The 21,427-nt window shown below is 47.7% G+C and carries 22 protein-coding genes and 1 tRNA gene; 7 read left to right on the top strand and 16 right to left on the bottom strand.

Features of this window, described 5'->3' with window-relative positions; genetic code table 11:
- A partial coding sequence (locus tag A3GA_RS11920) for an IS3 family transposase (protein ID WP_018025625.1) occupies positions 1-232 on the top strand: 232 nt, incomplete at its 5' end.
- A gap of 331 nt (positions 233-563) precedes the next feature.
- Here A3GA_RS11920 and A3GA_RS0101535 read toward each other — a convergent pair.
- From A3GA_RS0101535 to tyrS, 8 genes are all read right to left on the bottom strand, one after another.
- Positions 564-947, bottom strand: coding sequence for a hypothetical protein (locus tag A3GA_RS0101535; RefSeq protein WP_018025624.1), 384 nt, complete (start codon positions 945-947; stop codon positions 564-566).
- A gap of 132 nt (positions 948-1,079) precedes the next feature.
- Positions 1,080-1,167 (bottom strand) — tRNA-Ser (locus A3GA_RS0101530).
- Positions 1,168-1,226: 59 nt separating this feature from the next.
- Entirely contained in the window at positions 1,227-1,901 is a 675-nt protein-coding gene (locus A3GA_RS0101525) for a riboflavin synthase (RefSeq protein WP_018025623.1), read from the bottom strand.
- 9 nt (positions 1,902-1,910) lie between these two features.
- Positions 1,911-3,098: a bifunctional diaminohydroxyphosphoribosylaminopyrimidine deaminase/5-amino-6-(5-phosphoribosylamino)uracil reductase RibD gene (gene ribD, locus A3GA_RS0101520; RefSeq protein WP_018025622.1), complete on the bottom strand. Its 1,188-nt coding sequence runs from the start codon at positions 3,096-3,098 to the stop codon at positions 1,911-1,913.
- Positions 3,082-3,576: a transcriptional regulator NrdR gene (nrdR, locus tag A3GA_RS0101515; protein WP_018025621.1), complete on the bottom strand. Its 495-nt coding sequence runs from the start codon at positions 3,574-3,576 to the stop codon at positions 3,082-3,084. The genes ribD and nrdR overlap by 17 nt, the downstream gene beginning before the upstream one ends.
- Before the next feature lie 67 nt (positions 3,577-3,643).
- Entirely contained in the window at positions 3,644-4,888 is a 1,245-nt protein-coding gene (gene glyA / locus A3GA_RS0101510) for a serine hydroxymethyltransferase (protein WP_018025620.1), read from the bottom strand.
- A gap of 105 nt (positions 4,889-4,993) precedes the next feature.
- Positions 4,994-5,626 carry a YbhB/YbcL family Raf kinase inhibitor-like protein gene (locus A3GA_RS0101505; RefSeq protein WP_018025619.1) on the bottom strand — a complete coding sequence of 211 codons (633 nt, stop codon included), beginning with the start codon at positions 5,624-5,626 and terminating at the stop codon, positions 4,994-4,996.
- A 36-nt stretch (positions 5,627-5,662) separates the two neighbouring features.
- A complete protein-coding gene (gene tyrS / locus A3GA_RS0101500) occupies positions 5,663-6,889 on the bottom strand; it encodes a tyrosine--tRNA ligase (protein ID WP_018025618.1) in 1,227 nt (408 codons plus the stop codon).
- A 132-nt stretch (positions 6,890-7,021) separates the two neighbouring features.
- On the opposite strand from tyrS, the gene A3GA_RS0101495 reads away from it, so the two are divergent.
- Positions 7,022-8,158 (top strand): anhydro-N-acetylmuramic acid kinase, encoded by a 1,137-nt coding sequence (locus A3GA_RS0101495; protein ID WP_018025617.1) that lies wholly within the window; start codon positions 7,022-7,024, stop codon positions 8,156-8,158.
- A 23-nt stretch (positions 8,159-8,181) separates the two neighbouring features.
- On the opposite strand, the gene erpA is transcribed toward A3GA_RS0101495, so the two are convergent.
- The 7 genes from erpA to pmbA all read right to left on the bottom strand — a co-directional run bounded on the left by erpA (position 8,182) and on the right by pmbA (position 14,238).
- Complete coding sequence (erpA, locus tag A3GA_RS0101490; protein ID WP_018025616.1) at positions 8,182-8,544, bottom strand: iron-sulfur cluster insertion protein ErpA; 363 nt, start codon at positions 8,542-8,544, stop codon at positions 8,182-8,184.
- A 137-nt stretch (positions 8,545-8,681) separates the two neighbouring features.
- The gene (locus A3GA_RS0101485) at positions 8,682-9,425 is read right to left on the bottom strand and encodes a DUF6776 family protein (RefSeq protein WP_018025615.1); all 744 of its coding nucleotides are present in this window, start codon (positions 9,423-9,425) and stop codon (positions 8,682-8,684) included.
- Position 9,426: 1 nt separating this feature from the next.
- The gene (gene argC / locus A3GA_RS0101480; protein ID WP_018025614.1) at positions 9,427-10,485 is read right to left on the bottom strand and encodes an N-acetyl-gamma-glutamyl-phosphate reductase; all 1,059 of its coding nucleotides are present in this window, start codon (positions 10,483-10,485) and stop codon (positions 9,427-9,429) included.
- A gap of 219 nt (positions 10,486-10,704) precedes the next feature.
- The gene (rpsI, locus tag A3GA_RS0101475; protein WP_018025613.1) at positions 10,705-11,097 is read right to left on the bottom strand and encodes a 30S ribosomal protein S9; all 393 of its coding nucleotides are present in this window, start codon (positions 11,095-11,097) and stop codon (positions 10,705-10,707) included.
- Between the two features lie 9 nt (positions 11,098-11,106).
- A complete protein-coding gene (gene rplM / locus A3GA_RS0101470) occupies positions 11,107-11,535 on the bottom strand; it encodes a 50S ribosomal protein L13 (RefSeq protein WP_018025612.1) in 429 nt (142 codons plus the stop codon).
- A 175-nt stretch (positions 11,536-11,710) separates the two neighbouring features.
- Complete coding sequence (locus tag A3GA_RS0101465; protein WP_018025611.1) at positions 11,711-12,811, bottom strand: TRAP transporter substrate-binding protein; 1,101 nt, start codon at positions 12,809-12,811, stop codon at positions 11,711-11,713.
- A gap of 89 nt (positions 12,812-12,900) precedes the next feature.
- Positions 12,901-14,238: a metalloprotease PmbA gene (pmbA, locus tag A3GA_RS0101460; RefSeq protein WP_018025610.1), complete on the bottom strand. Its 1,338-nt coding sequence runs from the start codon at positions 14,236-14,238 to the stop codon at positions 12,901-12,903.
- A gap of 108 nt (positions 14,239-14,346) precedes the next feature.
- On the opposite strand from pmbA, the gene yjgA reads away from it, so the two are divergent.
- Positions 14,347-14,895 (top strand): ribosome biogenesis factor YjgA, encoded by a 549-nt coding sequence (gene yjgA, locus A3GA_RS0101455; RefSeq protein WP_018025609.1) that lies wholly within the window; start codon positions 14,347-14,349, stop codon positions 14,893-14,895.
- A 39-nt stretch (positions 14,896-14,934) separates the two neighbouring features.
- The gene (locus A3GA_RS0101450; protein WP_018025608.1) at positions 14,935-15,618 is read left to right on the top strand and encodes an alpha/beta hydrolase; all 684 of its coding nucleotides are present in this window, start codon (positions 14,935-14,937) and stop codon (positions 15,616-15,618) included.
- Between the two features lie 112 nt (positions 15,619-15,730).
- On the opposite strand, the gene A3GA_RS0101445 is transcribed toward A3GA_RS0101450, so the two are convergent.
- Positions 15,731-18,202, bottom strand: coding sequence for a bifunctional acetate--CoA ligase family protein/GNAT family N-acetyltransferase (locus tag A3GA_RS0101445; RefSeq protein WP_018025607.1), 2,472 nt, complete (start codon positions 18,200-18,202; stop codon positions 15,731-15,733).
- Between the two features lie 166 nt (positions 18,203-18,368).
- Between A3GA_RS0101445 and gltX the strand changes: the two genes are divergently transcribed.
- The 3 genes from gltX (at position 18,369) to A3GA_RS0101430 (ending at position 21,331) form a co-directional block, all read left to right on the top strand.
- Entirely contained in the window at positions 18,369-19,790 is a 1,422-nt protein-coding gene (gltX, locus tag A3GA_RS0101440) for a glutamate--tRNA ligase (protein ID WP_018025606.1), read from the top strand.
- 67 nt (positions 19,791-19,857) lie between these two features.
- Complete coding sequence (locus A3GA_RS0101435) at positions 19,858-20,616, top strand: hypothetical protein (protein WP_018025605.1); 759 nt, start codon at positions 19,858-19,860, stop codon at positions 20,614-20,616.
- A 148-nt stretch (positions 20,617-20,764) separates the two neighbouring features.
- Positions 20,765-21,331, top strand: coding sequence for a YggT family protein (locus tag A3GA_RS0101430; RefSeq protein ID WP_018025604.1), 567 nt, complete (start codon positions 20,765-20,767; stop codon positions 21,329-21,331).
- Positions 21,332-21,427: the final 96 nt, after the last annotated feature.

The raw sequence follows: 21,427 nt of genomic DNA, 5'->3' as shown, positions 1-21,427 counted from the left end.
TCGAGGTAACTGTTGGGATAATGCTGTGGCAGAAAGCTTCTTCCATACCCTAAAAGCACATATTATTCATGGAGAGAACTATCGAACAAGAGACCAACTCAAACACGTATTATTTGAGTACATTGAAGTGTATTACAACAGAATGCNACGCCACTCAGCCAATGGCTGGCTTAGTCCCATTCAATATGAACAAAATTATTATGTTGCTTTAGAGGAACAGACTGTCTATTAAATTGGCTAGGATCAATTTCCATTTACAATACCGAAAGACCTCACGAGTCTTTAAATCGTTTAAGTCCTGTCGACTACAGGCTGAAAGCACATTCTACTTTCGGGCTGTGTTAAGAATGGGGTAGGTTCACGAGCAATCCAAGGTGCTGGTAGATTTATAGGTAATGCTGCCTCTATGCCGGGAAGTGTAGCATCTGAGTATTTAACATCGGCACTACAAGATGAATCACTGGAGTTATACAATAAATTTCACTCAGGTCAGGCAACTCCTGAAGAAAAAGAAAGACTATTTGCTCTTGATCCAGAAACAAGATCCTCTCATTACGGTAGGGTCAATTTAAAGCCATGAATTCCTTAAGAACAGAACCAGAAGATATAGTAGATAGTCTTGAATCTCTCCATTGAGCTAAGTCGTATCTGGTAATTTGATTTACTGGTTTAAGTACAAGCTCAGGATAATCTCGGATTATCTTAAGAAGTCTGTTTCTTTCTGCTTTATTTCTTTTCTTATAGTTAGTAACTTTATTGATGTAGTGAAGTATAAGCTCTTCTAAAGTAATCGCAGTAGATTCAATATGGGAATTATCTAGCTCCTTTCTGATACTATATTCCCACTCGATACATTCTTTTTTAGTTAAGAAAGTAGCAGATCTACGAACCCCATTAATAGTTACTTGGATTCGATATCCTTTTTTATATTTGTAAATACTAGCCATTGTATTCTCCTAATCTCCATTAGAAATATCAAATACAAGGTAAGTAGTTACATAGAATTACCCAATAATTACTTTATACATAAACCAATAATAAATAAGCCTATGATTCCATAGGCTATTTTTATATATTACTGGCGGATTGAGAGGGATTCGAACCCTCGATACGTCTCCGTATACACGCTTTCCAAGCGTGCGCCTTCAGCCACTCGGCCACCAATCCTATCTATACCATCATATCAGATGATAATGACATTAAGCCAAGAATTATATCACCTAACACTACGATCGACAATTAAAAAACGCCTTTTCATGAATATCAATCGCACCATCGCTAGGGGATAAGCTTAAAATTCTTTCCACGTAGCGCGCTAATAAATCCACCTCAATATTTACCTCGGCACCCTTTTGTAAGTGCTTGAGGGTAGTGACTTCCAAGGTATGAGGGATTAAATTAATACTAATCTCGCAGCCACCGGAGGGTAGATCATGCACAGAGTTGACCGTCAGACTGACGCCATTAACGACCACAGAGCCTTTATAGGCCAGGTACTTACTCAGTGCAGCAGGTATTTCTAGTTTCAGCTCATGCGACTCACCCACTGGCTGAAAGCTATTTACCAGCCCCTTACCATCCACGTGACCAGCGACGATATGCCCGTCCAAGCTATCACCCAGACGCATGGCATGCTCCAGGTTGACCTCACCGATACGATCCAAGCCGACCGTTTTATTGAGGGACTCACGCGACACTTCGACCTCAAAGCTTTTTTCATCAAAGGCCACCACGGTCATACACGCACCTTGAATAGCGATTGAATCGCCCAGCTTGGTGCGACTTAAATCAAATCCATTGGCATTGATATGCACACGCACACCGCTATCCTTATCACCCTCATGCCCTAAGGGCGTGACCGTAGTAATTTGACCAACTCCTGTAATTATCCCTGTAAACATCCCTTTAACCTATTCAGAAATCGCTGCCAACATTGCTTGCCAACGCTGTGCATCCCGTGCGCTTAAACGTATATCCGTGCCCACAAGCTGTTGTTCAAAAAACACCATTTGCCTGGCCTCACTTAAGCGTTGCAAAGGTGATAGCGCAAATGCCTCTCTGCCTGGACCGATGATTTTTGGTGCCATATACATGAGCACTTCATCCATTAAATTTGCCTCTAGAAAGGCCGCATTTAATCGCGGACCCGCTTCTAAATGCACTTCATTTATCTCATTGTCCGCCAGATACGCCATCACAGCGTGTAAATCCAATGCCTCGCTAGCGCCATCGTTATTACTCAACGGTATCTTAATCAGCCGTGCATTTTTCTCCTGCACTAAGCGCGCCTCTTTTTGCTGCTCCGCTGCCGTTAAGGCTCTGTCTTCCACAAACAACCAAACCGGGTCACCATTAAATAATGCCGCCTTTTCATCGATGATGAAGCGACGATCAATCACCGCTCGAATCGGTTGACGTGGTGTCTCTACTGCACGTACATTTAATAAAGGATCATCTGCCAACACCGTACCGATACCGGTTAAAACGACGCAACTGCGGGCACGCCAATGCTGACCATCAGCACGCGCTGCTGCAGCAGTAATCCACTTCGACTCACCGTCTGCAAGGGCGACTTTAGCGTCCATGGAGCAGGCTATTTTGCTACGCAACCATGGGCGCTTAGTCACCATCCGCGAAATAAAGCCGGGGTTCAGCGCCAATGCTTCTTCTGCCAGGATACCACTACGCACCTCAATCCCCGCTTGCTGCATTTTGGTGATACTACGCCCAGCCACTAAGGGATTGGGATCACGCATCGCAATGACCACCCGAGCAGGCTGGCATGCAATCACCGCGTCCACACACGGTGGTGTACGACCATAGTGACTACATGGCTCCAGCGTCACGTAAAAAGTGGCGCCCCGTAACGCCTCCGCAGGCACTCGAGCCTTAGCATCTTTGATTGCCTGCACTTCCGCATGATCCTGACCGACCGCTTGGGTGCAGCCTTTACCCACCACCCGACCGTCTCGCACAATCAGACAGGCGACACGAGGATTCGGTGAGGTAATATAAAGCGCAGAGTGAGCAAGTTGGATAGCCTCTCGCATCCATTGCTCATCTTGCTGTCGTAGCAGTGCCTCAGGACTTGGATTCATGATGCTTTAGTTTGGTGATGCCATGCTTTTGACCCTGCATCTCGCTAATGGCCTTAACAAATTCATCAATATGCTCAAAGCTCTGATAGACCGAAGCAAAACGCACATAAGCCACCTGATCCAGCTCCTTAAGCGTTTGCATCACCAGTTCACCCACGGTCTCAGTGCTAATTTCCTTTTCGCCCATATTAAAGACAGCATCCTGAATGGCCTGCAGTGCATTCTCACGCGCCTCCGTGCTAACCGGCCGCTTACGTAAGGCCATATTCATACTGGCTTCAAGCTTTGATAAGTCAAACTCGATTCGTCTACCGTCGCGTTTGACCACCATCGGCATCACCTTTTCGACTCGTTCAAAGGTGGTGAATCGCTTTTCGCAATCAGGACAACGACGACGTCGACGAATCACTCTACCCTCGTCTTGCCAACGAGAGTCAACGACCTGAGTATCTGTCTTACCGCAAAAAGGACATTTCATAACTGTACAGAATCAGCTCACCTTGCGTTTTACCCCAAGATGAGCTGTATTAAAAGCTGCGTGTTGCTTATTTGTACACGGGGAACTTCGCCGTCAAGGCGTTAACCTTGGCGCGCACTTCCTCAAGGAAGGCCTCATCATGCGGATGCTCCAACACATCAGCGATCAGGTTAGCCGTAAGCTCAGCTTCAGCCTCTTTAAAGCCGCGTGTCGTAATCGCCGGTGAACCAATACGAATACCACTGGTAACAAACGGTGTTTCTGGATCATTAGGAATGGCGTTTTTATTAACCGTAATATGCGCTTTACCTAAAGCCTCTTCGGCTACCTTACCAGTAATTCCCTTGCTACGTAAATCCACTAGCATCACATGGCTCTCGGTGCGGCCTGAGACGATACGTAGACCACGTGCGGTTAAGGTGTCGGCAAGTACCTTGGCGTTTTTAATTACCTGCTCGCCCCACGCCTTGAACTCAGGCGCCATCGCCTCCTTGAATGCAACCGCTTTACCAGCAATCACGTGCATCAATGGACCACCTTGAAGACCCGGGAAAATCGCTGAATTAATTTTTTTCTCATGCTCAGCTTTCATCATGATCACACCACCACGAGGACCACGTAGCGACTTGTGCGTTGTTGAGGTCACAAAGTCGGCGTGCGGTACGGGGTTAGGATACTGACCTGAAACCACTAAACCAGCGTAATGCGCAATATCTACCATAAAGTACGCGCCACAATCCTTGGCGATTTTAGCCATGCGCTCAAAATCGATTTTTAAGGCATAGGCAGAGGCACCGCCCACAATCAATTTAGGCTTATGCTCTTGTGCTAAACGCTCAAGCTCATCGTAATCAATCTCTTCCTTATCATTTAGACCGTAATGCACAAAGTTGTAGAGCTTACCAGAGGCATTAACCGGCGCGCCGTGCGTCAAGTGACCACCCTCAGCTAAGCTCATACCTAAAACGGTATCGCCCGGCTGTAGCACTGCCAAATAAACTCCCTGATTGGCTTGCGAACCTGAGTTAGGCTGAACGTTAGCCGCTTCAGCGCCAAAGAGCTGCTTTAAACGATCGATCGCTAATTGCTCAACAATATCGACATACTCACAACCACCATAGTAGCGCTTGCCAGGGTAACCCTCAGCGTATTTATTGGTTAATTGTGAGCCTTGAGCCTGCATCACCGCAGGGCTAGTGTAGTTTTCAGAAGCGATTAATTCGATATGCTGTTCCTGACGCTCATCCTCTTTTTGAATGGCTGCCCATAAATCTGGATCAACTTTATCCAAAGTATTGCTACGGTCAAACATTGATAAAACTCCTAATGATAGGTAAATAGGGTAAATGAATTTCAAACTATGATGAATCCCAGCGCAATGCGCTGAGATTCGCTATGCTGATGGCCTTAGATCCGTTTATTCAGCGGCCAAACGCGGGTTTAAGGTATAAGTGCCAGTGATTGTGTCTGAGGCCAAAATATGATTAGCCATCGCTTTTACCACATCTGCACATGTAAAATTACCCTCCAGCGGTAATTTTTCCACATCCAAGGCATAGAGGGTGAAATGGTAGTGATGAATAAGCGAGTCATTAAACGGTGGGCAAGGACCATCGTAACCAAAATAATCGCCCTTCATATCCGGGTCACTCGCAAACCAATCGGTGAAATTATTAATCGCATGACGCAAATCATTAGGTGCAGACGGACCGCCTTTACCCTTAGGCGTGACGGTTTTAGAATGTTCACCCTCTTTAATTTCAGTGGCATCTGCCGGAATATCAATTAAGGCCCAATGATAAAACTCCACTCGCGGTAAGTCTGCCGGCACCTCGCGATCCAATTGATTAACATCATCCGCTTTGCTCGGCACATCCGTATCCACACATACCATCACAAAGGACTTGGTCTCGGCAGGTGCATCAGTCCAACTAAAGTGAGGATTGATATTGGAGGATAAGGCAATATTAGACTGCTTATCCATTTTGCCAAAGGCAAAACGCGTATCAATCGGCTGATTAGGTTGAATGGATTGACTACTTAACTTCATAACACACCTCCAAATATGATGGATTGATTGCTCGTACTACTTAATTGTCACACGCGCAAACTTACGCTTACCAACCTGTACCACGTAGGTACCAGCAGCTAATTGCAGTGCTCGATCTTCGATACGTTGACCGTCGATACGTACCCCACCCTGCTGAATATTACGCGTGGCCTCAGAACCTGAACTCGCTAAACCGGCATCACGTAAAACGTGAACAATGGACAAAGGCCCATTTGCTAATTCAATCTCCGGCATCTCATCCGGAATCTGACCATCACGGAAACGTGCCTCAAACTTTTGTAAGGCACTGTCAGCGGCAGCTGCATTGTGGAAGCGCGTGATGATTTCCTGCGCTAGCATCACCTTGAAATCACGTGGATTACGACCATTTTCGGTCTCTTTGCGGTAAGCCTCAATCTGCTCCAAACTCAGACGTGACAATAAAACATAATAGCGCCACATCAACTCATCTGAGATTGACATGATTTTACCGAACATACTATCGGCATCCTCAGTAATACCAATGTAGTTATGCTTAGACTTAGACATTTTCTCAACCCCGTCCAAGCCCTCGAGTAGCGGCATTGTCAGCACACACTGCGACTCCTGCCCAAACTCTCGCTGTAAATCACGACCGACTAATAAATTAAACTTCTGGTCAGTACCGCCTAATTCAATATCACTCTTAAGCTGCACTGAGTCAAAGCCCTGTAATAAGGGATAGATAAACTCATGAATAGAAATCGGCACACCGCCCTTATAGCGCTTGGTAAAGTCATCACGCTCCAACATGCGGGCGACAGTGTAACGTGATGCTAAGGAAATCATATCGCGTGAAGATAGATTATCACACCACTCTGAGTTATATCGAATCTCGGTACGCTCTGGATCCAAGATAAGCGAGGCTTGCTCATAATAAGTCTTAGCATTCAGCTGAATCTGCTCTTTGGTAAGTGGTGGACGTGTGGTATCACGACCACTCGGATCACCAATCGTCGCCGTAAAATCACCGATCAGGAAAATCACTTGGTGACCCAAATCCTGTAATTGGCGCATTTTATTAAGCACTACCGTATGACCTAAGTGAATATCCGGTGCAGTCGGGTCTAAGCCTAGTTTAATCCGTAGCGGCACGCCTGTATCCTTGCTACGTTGCATTTTCTGCATCAACTCGCTTTCGACTAACAGCTCATCACAGCCACGCAACACCGTGCGCATGTCGTCTTTTACTTCTTGGCTGATCTGAATTTCTTGCTCAGACATGGATAAATAAACTCCAAAACGTTTATAGATGTACAAATTTTCAGTGACAAAGGACCGTCATGGCACTTTGTCTATTATGTGCTAAATTATACCCTTTATTATGCGGGATTATTGCTTCCCAAGGCGCATTTTATGAACCGACAGTCATCTTATTTTATCGGCATCATGTCCGGCACCAGTACGGATGGGGTGGATGCTTCATTGATTCGAATAGAGCCCACGGCGGAGCAAACCGTGCAATTGATCAATACGAGCAGCATTGATATTCCACTGAGTTTGAGAGAGATTATTTTAAGGTTAAATCAAAGTGGTCCAGATGAGCTACGTGTTGCGGCTGAGGTCTCCTTGGAGCTTGCTCGCTTATATGCCGAGGTGACGCAAACTATTTTATTGGAAAATGGCTTAGTCGCTGAGGAGATTAATGCGCTAGGGATTCACGGTCAAACCGTGCGCCATCGTCCCGAGCACGGCTACAGCATTCAGCTAAATGCCCCAGCCTTGGTGGCTGAGCTTACAGGCATTGATGTGATTGCTGACTTCAGAAGCCGGGATATTGCTGCCGGTGGTCAAGGTGCACCACTGATTCCGGCCTTTCACCACGCCATTTTCCACGATAAGCATAAAGCGCGTGCACTCTTAAACATCGGCGGCATTAGCAACCTCAGCCTACTGCACCCGGCACAGGCCACCACTGGTTTCGATTGCGGCCCAGGCAATATGCTGCTGGATTATTGGTGCCAAAAGCACTTAGGCCAACGCTTTGACAAGGACGGTCGCTGGACCGCACAGGGTGAAATCAATCAGGCAATGCTGAGCTTTTTCTTAAGTAGCGAAGCTTGGCTGCAAGCGGCACCGCCTAAATCCACTGGCCGCGATTTATTTAATGGTACGTGGTTAGAGCAAAAGCTAGCGACTTTTTTTGAACTCAATCCCACCGTGCATTCCTACAAAGCGGAGGATATTCAAGCCACCCTCACAGCCTTTACCGTCAGCTGCATTGTGGATAGTTTAACCCGCTATGCCAGTGACACCGAAGAGCTCATTGTCTTTGGCGGCGGCGCAGCGAATCCAGAAATTATGCGTCAATTGGCCCGCGCCTTACCCTATACGGTACTGCGGAGTGATGCCTTAGGCATAGCTACGCAAGCGATGGAGTCCACCGCCTTTGCTTGGCTTGCATGGGCTTTTAGGGAGCGTCTACCCGTATGCACACCTGAAATGACAGGAGCCCGCCACGCAAGCGTAGCAGGCTCCCTCTATCCAGCATAAGTCAGCGCTGTGGCGACTAGGGATTAAATTGAAAAAGACGAACCGCAACCGCAGGTGGTTGCGGCATTCGGATTACGAATCACGAACTGCGCACCCTCAATATCCTCTTTGTAGTCGATCTCAGCCCCAAATAAATACTGGAAGCTCATCGGATCCACTAATAGGGTGACACCGTTTTTATTGATTTGTGTGTCTTCCTCATCCACATCTTCATCAAAGGTAAAGCCATACTGGAAACCTGAACAGCCACCGCCCTGCACAAACACGCGTAGCTTTAAGTCAGGGTTACCCTCGTCAATTAATAAATCGCGCACCTTGTCAGCAGCGGCATCTGTAAAAACTAATGGGCTACTAGGTGCTTGTAAATCTACCTGTTCAATACTCATATCTTGCTCCAATGCGCTATTTTCTTGCGCATAAAATCAATGCGTTACTAATTCTACCACAGGGTCGATAAGGTCCCCGCTATACCCACTATCACTATAGTGGTTTTAATATTAAAATATCTTTAAAATACAATCACTTATAATGAGATCGTCTTGCTTAGCTTAACACTCTTGCCCTCTAGCACCTTCAGAGTAATCTCCTTGGGCGTAAAGCCAAATGGGATCGCCAATAAGCCTTCGCGACGCTGAATGCGACTAAAGTTAAGCTCTAAGATGGGGCTCATTTGAGCGCTTTTCAAGTCAGCCCCCTTGGTCTCGGCGCCTGCTTGAGCAATGCTACCGATTAAGGATCCGCTGTCTGATGAAGTCGCAACGCTCGGCACCACCTCGGGATACAACGTGATAGTCTGTGGTTTGCCATCACGTTCACCCTGCGCAGTGAATTGCAAACGACCCACAAAGGGTTGCTGCAAACCGCGCCCGCTGACGGAGAGCATCAGCTTAAAACTAATATAGCGCCCCTCTTGCTGCGCCTCAAAGGCTCGTAGGCTGATAGCGCCATCAGGCCCGGCTGGAATCATCTCCTCATAAAAGGCTAATTCGCCATTTAGCCGCGTGAGCTCGTCATTCAACCTAACAATTTCACGGCTATATTGAGCAATCATCGCATTATCCAAGAGTGCCTTGGCCTTTTGCTCATTATACTGATGCTCAAGCGCCTGCAAATTAATCGTCGCTTGCTCATTTGCTTGCTGAAATCGCTCTTCTAAGCTGAGCTGCAACTGATCCAATTCACGCAAATGCTCTGCCCGCTGTTGGTAGAAGGTTAAGCCACCACCAATCGCCACACCCAGCAGCAATAAAAAGACGCGCGCCAACATACTATGGCAGTACTGCTACAAATTCCAGACCCTCAGATTCAGGCAAGCCAAACATCAAGTTCATATTTTGGACCGCTTGACCTGCTGCACCTTTCACCAGATTATCCTGCACTACTAAAATAATCAGGGTATCACCATCACCCGGGCGTGATAGCGCAATGCGTAGGTTATTTGAGGCACGCACGCTACGCGTTTCGGGTAGACTGCCGGCAGGCATCACATCCACAAAACGTTCGCCAGCATAGCGCGCTTCAAACAGCGCTTGAAAATCCATCGCTCTCGCCTCAGGCTTAATACGCACATAAATGGTCGAAAACATGCCACGTATCATCGGCACCAAATGCGGCACAAAGGTCAGACCTACGGGCGCACCAGCAAGCTGCTGCAACTGCTCACTGATTTCAGGGTGGTGGCGATGGCCGCTCACGCCATAAGCCTTAAAGTTATCACCCGCCTCAGAGAGTAAATTAGCGACTGAGGCGCCACGCCCAGCGCCCGACACACCGGATTTACAGTCAGCAATAATCCCATCCAATTCGATAAGACCTTGCTCTAATAAGGGGGCCAAACCTAGAATCACGGTAGTCGGATAACAACCGGGATTACCAATGATCTTAGCGTTTTTGATTCGCTCACGATTGATCTCAACTAAGCCATAAACACTGTCATTTTTCAACAGCTCGGGGCAGCGATGTGGCAGCTTATACCATGCTTCAAACACTACGGTATCCTGCAAGCGGAAGTCGGCCGCTAAATCAATCACCCTGACGCCAGCTGCTAACAACTCCTCAGCCTGAGACATGGCCACGCCATGGGGCGTCGCAAAAAACACCACATCGCATTGATTTAAGGCCGCATTTTCTGGCGTCACAAAGCGTAAATCCACCTTGCCGCGCAGGCTCGGAAACATATCTGCTACTGCCACGCCCTCTTCGCTGCGGGACGTAATGGCTTTTAATTCCACCTGCGGATGTTGCGACAAAATACGCAACAACTCCACGCCTGTGTAGCCTGTACCACCGACAATGCCAACGTTGATTTTCTGATGAGCCGCCGTCATAAAATTCCTGTCCTGTAATCTAAAAAATAAGCGCCTATACACTGGTAGACACTACTATGATTTGATCCCTTCATTGTAAAGGATCGCTAAGACTAAGTCGTGAGGATTCGCTCAGTTGGGCTAAAAGCGCTACCATACCAGATTAAACGCCACCCATAAAAAAACCGCCACCCAATACAGGTAGCGGCTCTTTGCTGTAGCAAATCGATAAACGTAAAATTAACGCTTAGAGAACTGCTTACGACGACGTGCGCCGCGTAGACCAACCTTTTTACGCTCAACAGCACGTGCATCACGAGTAACAAAACCAGCTTTAGAAAGCTCAGGCTTTAAAGAGGCATCGTAGTCAATTAATGCGCGTGTAATACCGTGACGAACCGCACCCGCTTGACCGCTCTCACCACCGCCGTGAACGTTAACCTGGATGTCGAAGCTCTCCAACATATCCAATAAAGCTAATGGCTGACGAGAAATCATACGACCAGTTTCGCGACCGAAGTACTCCTCAAGCGACTTACCGTTAACAACGATATTACCAGAACCTTTTTTCAAGAAAACACGAGCAACCGAGGTTTTGCGACGACCCGTGCCATAATTCCAATCACCAATCATGACTTATCCTTAAATATCAAGCTGTTGAGGTTGCTGGGCAGTATGAGGGTGCTCAGGACCTGCATATACCTTGAGTTTTTTGAACATAGCGTAACCTAAAGGACCCTTAGGTAACATGCCTTTAACTGCTTTTTCTAAGGCACGACCAGGGAAACGCTCCTGCATCTTGCGGAAGTTCGTCTCACGGATACCGCCTGGATAACCAGTGTGATGATAGTACTTCTTATCTTCAAACTTAGCGCCGGTAACTACAACATCGGCTGCGTTGATGATCACGATGTAATCGCCTGTGTCAACGTGAGGGGTATACTCGGGCTTATGCTTACCGCGCAAACGGCGTGCAACTTCGCTGGCTACACGTCCTAAAACCTTGCCCTTTGCATCGATAACATACCAGTCACGTTTGACTTCATGGGGTTTTGCCACAAAAGTCTTCATGATTTTTTATCCTTAAAAGTTAAAAAGCTCATGCTCGCCATGCCATTATTAAACACTTGGCAGTACAAGCCGAGTAAGCCGACTATAATAACATAAATTATTATTTTATAAAACAAAAAACGCTAAAGGGAATGATATCAACCCCTTAGCGTTGTTTTTATACAGAATCTGCGCTTTAGCTTAAGCGATTAATCGCATAGGCAAGGAAGCGTGTATAGGAGGTCTCTAGCACGTTAAACCAAGGCGCTACCGAGTTGCGGTAAGCCATGTAGTCATCATGTAAGCGCTTAAACATCTCATCTTTTTCTGAGTACTCTTTGTAGAGCTCAGCCGTGGCTTTATAAGCAGCTTCCAAGATATCGCGCGGAAACTCTCTTAAAATAGCGCCCTCAGCAATTAAATTACGGAGTGAGGTGGCGTTATTAAAGTCATAAATTGCCAACATATCATTGGTAGCACGGAAAGAGGCTGTCTCAAGTACCGCTTTATACACTTCTGGTAACTTCTCGTATTCGTCTTTGTTGGTATAAAGTGAAACGGCTGGACCACCCTCCCAGAAACCTGGGTAGTAGTAATACGGCGCTACCTTAACAAAGCCTAATTTCTCATCATCAAAGGGACCCACGAATTCAACCGCATCCAAGGTACCCTTTTCAAGTGCAGGGTACACATCACCACCAGCTAACTGCTGTGGCACCACACCGATTTTAGATAAGACTTCACCCGCAAAGCCGGCGGTGCGCATCTTAACACCCTTAAGGTCGTCTAAGGACTTAATCTCTTTACGGAACCAACCACCCATCTGAGCACCGGTATTACCTAAGGGGAAGTTAACCACGTTAACCTCGGCAAAAAGCTCACGTAGCAGCTTCATGCCATTACCCTCAATTAACCAAGCGGTCATCTGACGAGCTGTCAAACCAAAAGGTACGGCGGTATCAAAACAGTAGGCAGGCTTTTTACCAAAGTAGTAGTAACCACATGTGTGACCACATTGAACCGTGCCATTAGAAACTGCATCCAACACCTCAAAGGCTGGCACAATCTCACCCGCTGGGAATACATCAATTTGGAACTTACCGTCCGTCATCTTGTTGACGTACTCGGAGAAACGAGTCGCTGCACCGTATAAAGCAGGCAAGTTACGAGGGAAACTGGTGGCCATACGCCAACGTACCGTAGGACCATCTTGTGCAATAACGGGTGCCGTCACGGTAGCTGCACCGGCCGCTGCCACACCTAAACCAGCTTTTTTCAGAAACGAACGTCTTTCCATAAATCAGAACTCCTATTAAAAATATGCGAAATATGCTAGCACAAATTATTGACTTGCACCTTAGCGATTTACCCTACTTTTAGGCTCCCTTAGGCACCGGCAACCGCCATCTGCTCAATCAGTACGGAACCACTGGTTTTAGCGCCACGCGTGATTTGATCTGCGCCAACGGCCTGTATTTGCTGAAACATCTCCCGTAGGTTACCAGCAATGGTAATTTCCTGCACAGGATACTGGATTTCACCGTTTTCCACCCAATAACCAAAGGCGCCACGGGAATAATCACCGGTCACATAATTCACCCCTCGGCCAATTAACTCGGTGAGCAATAAACCCCGATCCATTTTCTTTAATAATGCGGCTAAGCTGTCTTCAGGCTGGGTCAAGCTCGATTGCATAATCAAATTATGCGATCCGCCCGCATTGCCAGTGGTGCGCATGCCTAGCTTACGTGCACTGTAGCTTGATAGTAAATAGCCCTGCAAAATGCCGTCTTTAAGCAAATCACGCGCCGTCGTGGCAACCCCCTCATTATCAAAGGTGCCACTGCCCATGGCGCCCAAAATAAAGGGATCCTCATGGATAGTAAGATGCGAGGGCATCAACTCAGTGCCTAAGGAATCGAGTAAAAAGCTACTTTTACGATACAGCAGACCACCGCTGATAGCCTGCGCCAAATGCCCGATTAAACCAATGGCTAGCGGGGCCTCATAAATCACTGGATAGCGCCCTGTGGGTAGCTTACGCGCATTTAAACGCTTGACCGTGCGCTGCGCTGCTATCTCGCCCACCTGTTGGGGCGATTGCAAACGCTCTGGATAGCGATTTGCGGTATACCAATAATCACGCTGCATGCCGTCACCCTTGCCGGCAATCACAGTAGCGGAAATACCGTGCTGACTATACTGATAACCACCCATAAAGCCCGCACTATTAGCGATCACAAAACGACCGCTACCGGTATTAACCTGCGCCCCCTCACTATTCGTGATTTTGTCACTCGATGCGAGTGCCGCTTCTTCTGCCTGCAAGGCCAATTCCGTGGCACTACTAGGATCAATATCCCACGGCTTATAAAGTTGCAGATCACGAAAATCCGTCGCTAAGTCCTGCGGGTCCGGTAGTCCAGCAGCCTCATCCTCTGCGGTATAACGAGCGATATTCCAGGCGGCAGCAACCGTTTCTGCCAAAGCCTTATCACTCAAATCCGAGGTGGAGGCCGAACCGCGCGCCTTACCACGATAAACCGTCACCCCTAAGGAACGATCGCGGGTACGCTCAATGGTTTCTACTTGCCCCTGACGCACGCCCACCACTAAACCAGCCGATTCGGACACGCCTGCGGACGCATCACTAGCCCCCAATTCTTTGGCTTTGGCTAAGGCCTTTTGTACAATTAACTCAAAATCTGAACTGCTAACACTCATTAAAAATCAACTACCTTGTAAATAGGATGGATGGTTTTTTACCAATCAATTTAGCTCTCAGGCTATCATATACGACTGACACGTTTTTATAAACCTTTTAATACCTCTATGACAATAGAATCCGAGCACAACAACGACCCAAGCTTCGATGACAACGGCTATGACGGCCCTAGCAAGTCGCAGGTTAAGCGTGAACTACATGCCATTGTTGATTTAACCAAGGAATTAATTGAGCTCTCTGTGGATAGAATACGTCAACTCCCACTGGAGGAGGAAATGACGCGCGCCTTGGAGCAAGCAAAAAGTTTCAAAAGCCATGGCGCTAAGCGACGCCAGACGCATTATGCCGCAAAGCTCTTGCGCCAAGCCGATCTGGAGACGATTAAAACGCTGTTGCACACCTGGAAGCATGGTTCCAAGGAGCAAAATGATCATTTCCATCGATTAGAATTAATGCGTGAGCGCTTAATTGAAAGCGATGAGGAGGTGACGAAGTTTATCGAACAATACCCACAGCTTGATATTCAAGCCCTCCGCAGTGTGGTGCGTGCCGCTCGCAAGGAGCAGGCGCAAAACGCTAAGCTAAGCGAGAATCAAACACCACAACGTAAGCAATACCGAGCTTTATTTCAATTTCTCAAGGACGTGATAGAGTAAAGCGTCTTACGCCTCACCCTAGATTAAGGAAGTGTTTTTATGAGTCAAGAACTGTTAAATTGTATTGAGTTAATTCATCCTAAAAAGGATACCGTACCCACCCACAGCGTGATTTGGATGCATGGTTTAGGGGCTAATGCACATGACTTTGTGCCAGTACCGCCCTACTTTCGCTTGCCGGAGGCCTTAAACATCCGCTTTGTATTCCCCAATGCGCCCTCCATTCCCGTCACTATCAATAACGGCTATGTGATGCCTGCGTGGTACGATCTTCTCACCATGGATATTGGTGGTGTGCGTGAAGATGAAACGGGCATTCGCAAGTCAATTGAGGATATTAATGCCTTGATCGAGCGTGAAATTGAACGTGGTATTCCTTCTGAAAACATTTTCTTGGCGGGCTTTTCACAGGGTTGCGCTATGGCGCTAGCGACTGGCCTACGTTATCCCAAAAAGCTTGGCGGCGTAATCGGCCTCTCAGGCTATCTGCCATTGCTCGAACAAACGGCTGAGGAGCGTCATGCGGCCAATCAAAACACGCCCATTTTAATGGTGCATGGCTCCCTTGACCCAGTGGTGCAAATGGCGCGCGGCGAACAAAGTCGCGATCAACTGCGTGAATGGGGCTATGAGGTAGAATGGCATGATTACCCGATGCAACACGAGGTTTGCGCCGAAGAAATTCGCGACATTAACGACTTCTTGAGCGCCCACGCGAACTAAGTTGAGCTACATGATTAAACCTGCTGATCGTTGGATAAGCAGGTTTTTTTATCGCCACTCGCCGCTCCTCACGACAGCCAGCCCCCTAAGAGCTAATGAGCTACTCCGTACGCTACTTAAAAGGCATCCATACTCGACGTACGCTGTGATCTTCCGGGTCAGGATCATTTATCATGCCCAAGCCAGTCATTAGACTCAACATCGCTTTGTTATTGCTAAGCACAATACCCTCCAGATACTCCAAGCCCTGCTGTCGACCTAGCTCGATCAGCTTTGACATCAGCGAATGCCCCAAACGACGGCGCTGCCAATCGTCCGAAATAACCAAAGCATATTCGGCACCGACCCCGTCGTTATTACGTAAATAGTGGGCTAAACCGATAATGACCTCTTGCGGCAGGCCGCGATTCGCTGGATTAGGCACCTCGGTAGTCGCCACTAGGGCTAGCTCTTTGTCATAATCCACATAGGTATAGCGCGTTAGCATTTTTGGCGTTAATTCACTCATCATTGACACAAAGCGCATATAACGCGAGCTGTCGGATAAGCTGCGAATAAAGTTTTGTAGCGCTTCGGCATCTTCTGGACGAATCGGTCGCAAGGTCCACGGTATACCGTCCTGAAACACTTTATGCTCAACCAAATAATGAGGATAAGGATGGATCGCCAAATGTTGGTAGCGACTTTCGACAGTCTTCGCTTGTGGCTCCGCCGTAAGACTGATCGTGGCACTATCGGCAATGAGATTATTTAACCCTAAAGCAATAGGATTAATTTCCATCGTTTCAATATCTGGGTGCTCGCTCACCAAATCACTGACGATTTCAAGCAGCTTTTGCAACTTCACAAAATGATGTTCTTCTGCATAAAAATGCAATTCTAAACGCCAAAAACGACTACGCTCAATGAGCTGCGCTGCCAAAAACGCATTTAAGGGTGGCAAATCTTGCCCATGATCATGCTCTGAAATACGCACCTCATGCTTACCCTCACCAAAATAAATCCATGGCCCGAAAATCGGATCTCGCTTGACCGTCACACGCGCAAAAGGGGCCTCATCGTCAATTTCCTCACGATGCTCGTCCATCTCATCCGCCCACAGCATATCGACATTGTAGCTACGGAAAATACTGCGTATCTCCTCTAAACTGAGTACCGTCCGACCCTCAGCCCGCGCCTTATCAATAAGTGTTTGCACCGCCTCTTTATCAGGTTCAGTGTTGACCAATAAGGGAATCCGCACCTGCTGTAATAGCTGCTGGTTATAGTGATAGGCATTAATCGTATTAAAACCAAAAAACGCAGTTTCCGGATTTCTAAAGGCTGGCGTACCTGCTTCATCCATAATCTGCCTTAAGGGATGCATAATCTCTTCACCAAAGAGCGTGGTAAATATCGGCTTGGGCGCTTTAGGCGCATACTCCGCCAAGCCGCGCACGATTTCCTCCATATCGCTCGCCTCATCGGGCGCTAAAATCAGCATCACCGCATCAATCGCCGGATCGTCAACCAATATTTTTAAGGCAGCCACTAAACTACTACTGCTAAATGGCTTATAACCGATGACCGGATTAGTCGTAATCGAACCGGGACCCAAATGCACCGCTAAAGTATGCTGTGTGTCTGGTGATAAATAGCCAAGGCGTGCCGCCTCACCGGCTGAACCCAAGACATCCCAAAGTAACTGCGTCTGTGCACGGCCATTACCTAAAATAGCTAAGCGACCACCTTTAGGCTTACGAATATGGTTAACGGTCTTCAATGCCGAGAAAAGCTCCAGAATATAATTGGCTCGCACCGCACCAGAGCGCCTAACGGCCGCATCAAACACCACGTCCTCACCCAACAGCTCGCTATCCATGCGCCCCGCACGGAATACCACCACCGGTTTAACCGCCGCTGCTGCCCTTAAGGCGCTGAGTAAAGCACGTCCTTGAGTTAACTTATCCAAATACAACACGATGCTGCTGGTGTAAGTGTCGCCCGCCAAGTACTCAATGATCTCCGCTAAGCTCACCCCTGGGACCTCGCCCGTGGACACCGCTGTCGACACACCGACACCGGACTCGGCAGCCCAGTCTAAGACAGACATTAAAATCATCCGTGACTGTGAGACAACCGCCACCTTACCGCGATGCACTAAGGGGATACGACTAAAATTCAGCCCCTGCATCGGACGCTGCACACCGAAGCTACGTGGCCCCAACAAGAGGCATTGATGCTCCTGGGCCCAGGCCTTAATCCTAGGGGCTAAGCTAAGTGCATCGGCATCGATATCGGTATAGGGCAGGATAATTAAGGCCTTAGGTCGTCTTTTGGATAGTAGTTGTAGCGCTAGCTCAACTTTTTTAGAGGCTAAGCAGATTAAGGCAAGATCAGGAGCCTCCAAGGTATCATCCGGCGTGTCCGCCCGCAGACTGGTGCCGACATTTACCACCTCTTGCTGTGAGGCTATATCCCAGCGGTGCCACTCAACCTGGCGCCGGGAGCGACCTGCAATGTACTTAGAGAGGGGCAAATCAATATCACTAATCACCAAAATGGAGCTAGGATCAAATAAGGCGGCTAGTCGATGTTTATACATAAGAATAATGTCAGCTAATTGGCGATAAGGGAGCAACTCAAGCTCAGCTATGTTGCATCTTAATGGTATGATAGTTCCTATTTTACAATGTAAAGCGTACAATTAAAACTAACATCACGCCACCTTACTGCGTGAGGAAATTTTAGATTTAAACCGATTTAACATCATGACAACTGCTACCGTTAGAACTCGTTTTGCTCCCTCCCCAACTGGCTATTTACATTTAGGTGGTGCACGTACCGCCCTCTTTTCTTGGGCCTTTGCCCGTCACCATCAGGGTCAGTTTATTTTAAGAATTGAAGATACCGATTTAGAACGCTCCACCCCTGAAGCGGTCGAGGCTATTCTAAAGGGGATGCAGTGGCTAGATTTAGATCATGATGAGGGTCCCTTCTATCAAACACAGCATTTTGAGCGCTACAAAGAGGTCATCCAGCAATTACTTGATGAGGGTAAAGCTTATTATTGCTACAGTAGCCCCGAGGAAGTAGAGGCCATGCGTGAGGCTGCTCGCGCTAAGGGTTTAAAGCCTAAGTACGATGGTACTTGGCGCCCTGAAGCTGGTAAAACACTCCCACCCATTCCCGCCGATCGACATCCGGTGGTGCGTTTTAAAAATCCTCAAGATGGCTTTGTGATGTGGGACGATATGGTTAAAGGTCCTATTACGATTGCCAATGCCGAGTTGGATGATTTGATTATTGCGCGTCCCGATGGCAGCCCCACTTACAACTTCTGTGTGGTGGTGGATGACTGGGATATGGGGATCACGCATGTGATTCGCGGTGATGACCATGTCAATAACACCCCGCGTCAGATTAATATTTTAGAAGCCTTGGGCGCCACGATCCCCGTCTATTGTCATGTGCCGATGATTTTAGGACCGGATGGTCAAAAGCTATCCAAACGACATGGTGCCGTCAGTGTGATGGAATATCATCATGAGGGCTACCTACCTGAGGCCATGGTCAATTACCTAGCTCGTTTGGGTTGGAGTCATGGTGACGATGAGATTTTCAGTCGCGCACAATTTATCGAATGGTTTAATACTGACAACCTCTCCAAAGCGGCTGCGCAATGGGATCCTAAAAAGCTAAACTGGCTCAATGCCCACTATATTAAGCAACTTAGCGATGAGGAGCTGATGCAGGCTGTGCTACCACGCATTGAAGCCCGTGGCGGTCAAACCGATGGCTTTGAGACGGTGGCTATTCTTAATTTATTTAAGGATCGGGCCGAGACCCTAGAGCAGTTAGCAGATTCAGCCATGCTCTTCTTTGGTCCTTATCAAGCAGCGGATGAGGCACTTAAAGCGCAAGTCCTAACGCCTGATGCGCTTGCTATCTTAGCGGATTTTAAAGCGCGCGCCGAGCAGTTAGACAACTGGTCAGTCGAGAGCTTAGCAGCCACGATTAAAGAGACCCTTGCGGCCAAAGCGGTCAAAATGCCTGCGCTCGGTATTCCACTGCGAGTGGCAATTACGGGTCAAAAGCAGACCCCATCGGTTGATGCCGTATTGGCTCTACTAGGTCGTGATGTGGTGTTAGCGCGTCTGCAGCAGGTGTTATCAGAGCAGCACATTAAGTAATCAGTGATTTGAACTTAAAAATACAGTAATCTTAAGTTAGACGATTAACTAATCAAGGAGCGTTTCAATGGCTATCAGCAAAAAAACCGCAGCCACCAAAGCGGCAACCGTAGCGGCTACGGATGAAGTCGAGACTAAAACGACTGCCGCTACAAAAACCACGGCAGCCAAAAAAGCCGTAAAGAAAACCACGGCACGAAAAACTACGACCCGAGCCAGTGCTGCTAAAAGCCCTGCCGCCAAAAAAGTGGCAGCCAAAAAAACCGCTGCTGCTACCAACAGCACTGCTGAAGAGCTCAAGACTGAAACGACGACAGCCACTAAGCAAGCAGCAGTAAAAGCGGCACCAGCAAAGAAGGCAGCCAGCAAAACAACGGCCGCTAAAACAGCAACTAAGCGCACAGCCAAAACAGCAGCGGCGAAGAAAACCACCACTGCAGCGAAAAAAGCAACAACGGCTGCAAAGAAAGCTACACCTGCCGTGAAAAAAACGACAGCTGCCAAGAAAGCCACGACAGCTGCGAAAAAAACTGCGGCTAGCAAAGCCGCAACGAAGACGGCAGCCCAGACTGAGCTTACCCCTGAGGCTACTGAAAGCGCAGTAAGCACAAAAACGACCACCGCTAAAAAAACGGTAGCTAAAAAAGCACCGGCCAAAAAGGCGGCAACTAAAAAAGTCGCCGTTAAAAAAGCGCCAGCGGATAAACCAGTGGATAACCCACCAACCCCTGCTAAAGCCGTGGTAACACGTAAAGTCAGTGTGCCCAATGAAGCGGCTAAACCTAAATGGCCGTTCCCGGTGGGCAAAAGCAATAGCAATGACTAATCGTCCGGGACGGTGCTTAATTAAAAATTTCGGTGCGAATCGATCTGCTAAAATAGTTGCTAATTGATTGACCCGGTTTTGCTTACTAGCCGACGACTCAGTCGGCTAGTTTATTTTTAAGCAGCCCTTGCCTTAAGAGACTTAGTATATGACGATGATATTGTTCTTAATCCAGATTATAGGCACCCTATTTTGTGCTGCATTACTATTGGGCGCATGGTTTTACTACTTGCGTATACCAGCCTTTAACCCCCTAATTGCCAATGTCACTCAGTTCACCAGTTGGCTCGTGGTGCCTTTACGCAAAATCCTCCCAGTGACCCGTCGCATTGATACAGCCTCCCTACTCGCTGCCTACATAACCTGTGTATTGCAGCTATTATTGGCACTCTTCATTGTCCTAGGCAGTCAAGCGCAAGCCCTTTTGAGCTATTTGCCGTTTGAAGGCTTATTGCTTTTAGCTAAAAATGCGCTCAACCTACTTTTTTGGTTGACCCTGTTTTATGCCATTTTGTCGTGGATTAACCCCATGTCACCAGCGATCACCCTCTTTAAGGCCTTACTGGAACCGATTCTTACGCCCATCCGTAATTTGCCGCTATTAAATCGCATGCAAGGCATTGATTTATCACCGATGGTGGTAGCGATTGTATGTCAGGTGTTATTAGCCGGTCTAAAGGGAATTGAGTCCCCCTTAGTTAAAGCCTTTATTTAGTTTGCAGATCCAACTCTTATCAGCAAAGCGCCTAGTATGTCATGCTATTGGCGCTTTTTTATTTTGGGGGAGTGACTATAAACTAGCGCTCACACT

The sequence above is a fragment of the Oligella urethralis DSM 7531 genome, assembly GCF_000372065.1.
In the GTDB taxonomy this organism is placed as follows: domain Bacteria; phylum Pseudomonadota; class Gammaproteobacteria; order Burkholderiales; family Burkholderiaceae_B; genus Oligella; species Oligella urethralis.
The sequence above is the reverse complement of the archived record's forward strand: the minus strand, read 5'-3'. Positions and strand labels throughout refer to the sequence as shown.

Coding starts and splice junctions, on each gene's coding strand:
- A3GA_RS0101535 (WP_018025624.1), bottom strand. CDS start 947: ATGGCTAGTATTTACAAATATAAAAAAGGATATCGAATCCAAGTAACT.
- A3GA_RS0101525 (WP_018025623.1), bottom strand. CDS start 1,901: ATGTTTACAGGGATAATTACAGGAGTTGGTCAAATTACTACGGTCACG.
- ribD (WP_018025622.1), bottom strand. CDS start 3,098: ATGAATCCAAGTCCTGAGGCACTGCTACGACAGCAAGATGAGCAATGG.
- nrdR (WP_018025621.1), bottom strand. CDS start 3,576: ATGAAATGTCCTTTTTGCGGTAAGACAGATACTCAGGTCGTTGACTCT.
- glyA (WP_018025620.1), bottom strand. CDS start 4,888: ATGTTTGACCGTAGCAATACTTTGGATAAAGTTGATCCAGATTTATGG.
- A3GA_RS0101505 (WP_018025619.1), bottom strand. CDS start 5,626: ATGAAGTTAAGTAGTCAATCCATTCAACCTAATCAGCCGATTGATACG.
- tyrS (WP_018025618.1), bottom strand. CDS start 6,889: ATGTCTGAGCAAGAAATTCAGATCAGCCAAGAAGTAAAAGACGACATG.
- A3GA_RS0101495 (WP_018025617.1), top strand. CDS start 7,022: ATGAACCGACAGTCATCTTATTTTATCGGCATCATGTCCGGCACCAGT.
- erpA (WP_018025616.1), bottom strand. CDS start 8,544: ATGAGTATTGAACAGGTAGATTTACAAGCACCTAGTAGCCCATTAGTT.
- A3GA_RS0101485 (WP_018025615.1), bottom strand. CDS start 9,425: ATGTTGGCGCGCGTCTTTTTATTGCTGCTGGGTGTGGCGATTGGTGGT.
- argC (WP_018025614.1), bottom strand. CDS start 10,485: ATGACGGCGGCTCATCAGAAAATCAACGTTGGCATTGTCGGTGGTACA.
- rpsI (WP_018025613.1), bottom strand. CDS start 11,097: ATGATTGGTGATTGGAATTATGGCACGGGTCGTCGCAAAACCTCGGTT.
- rplM (WP_018025612.1), bottom strand. CDS start 11,535: ATGAAGACTTTTGTGGCAAAACCCCATGAAGTCAAACGTGACTGGTAT.
- A3GA_RS0101465 (WP_018025611.1), bottom strand. CDS start 12,811: ATGGAAAGACGTTCGTTTCTGAAAAAAGCTGGTTTAGGTGTGGCAGCG.
- pmbA (WP_018025610.1), bottom strand. CDS start 14,238: ATGAGTGTTAGCAGTTCAGATTTTGAGTTAATTGTACAAAAGGCCTTA.
- yjgA (WP_018025609.1), top strand. CDS start 14,347: ATGACAATAGAATCCGAGCACAACAACGACCCAAGCTTCGATGACAAC.
- A3GA_RS0101450 (WP_018025608.1), top strand. CDS start 14,935: ATGAGTCAAGAACTGTTAAATTGTATTGAGTTAATTCATCCTAAAAAG.
- A3GA_RS0101445 (WP_018025607.1), bottom strand. CDS start 18,202: ATGTATAAACATCGACTAGCCGCCTTATTTGATCCTAGCTCCATTTTG.
- gltX (WP_018025606.1), top strand. CDS start 18,369: ATGACAACTGCTACCGTTAGAACTCGTTTTGCTCCCTCCCCAACTGGC.
- A3GA_RS0101435 (WP_018025605.1), top strand. CDS start 19,858: ATGGCTATCAGCAAAAAAACCGCAGCCACCAAAGCGGCAACCGTAGCG.
- A3GA_RS0101430 (WP_018025604.1), top strand. CDS start 20,765: ATGACGATGATATTGTTCTTAATCCAGATTATAGGCACCCTATTTTGT.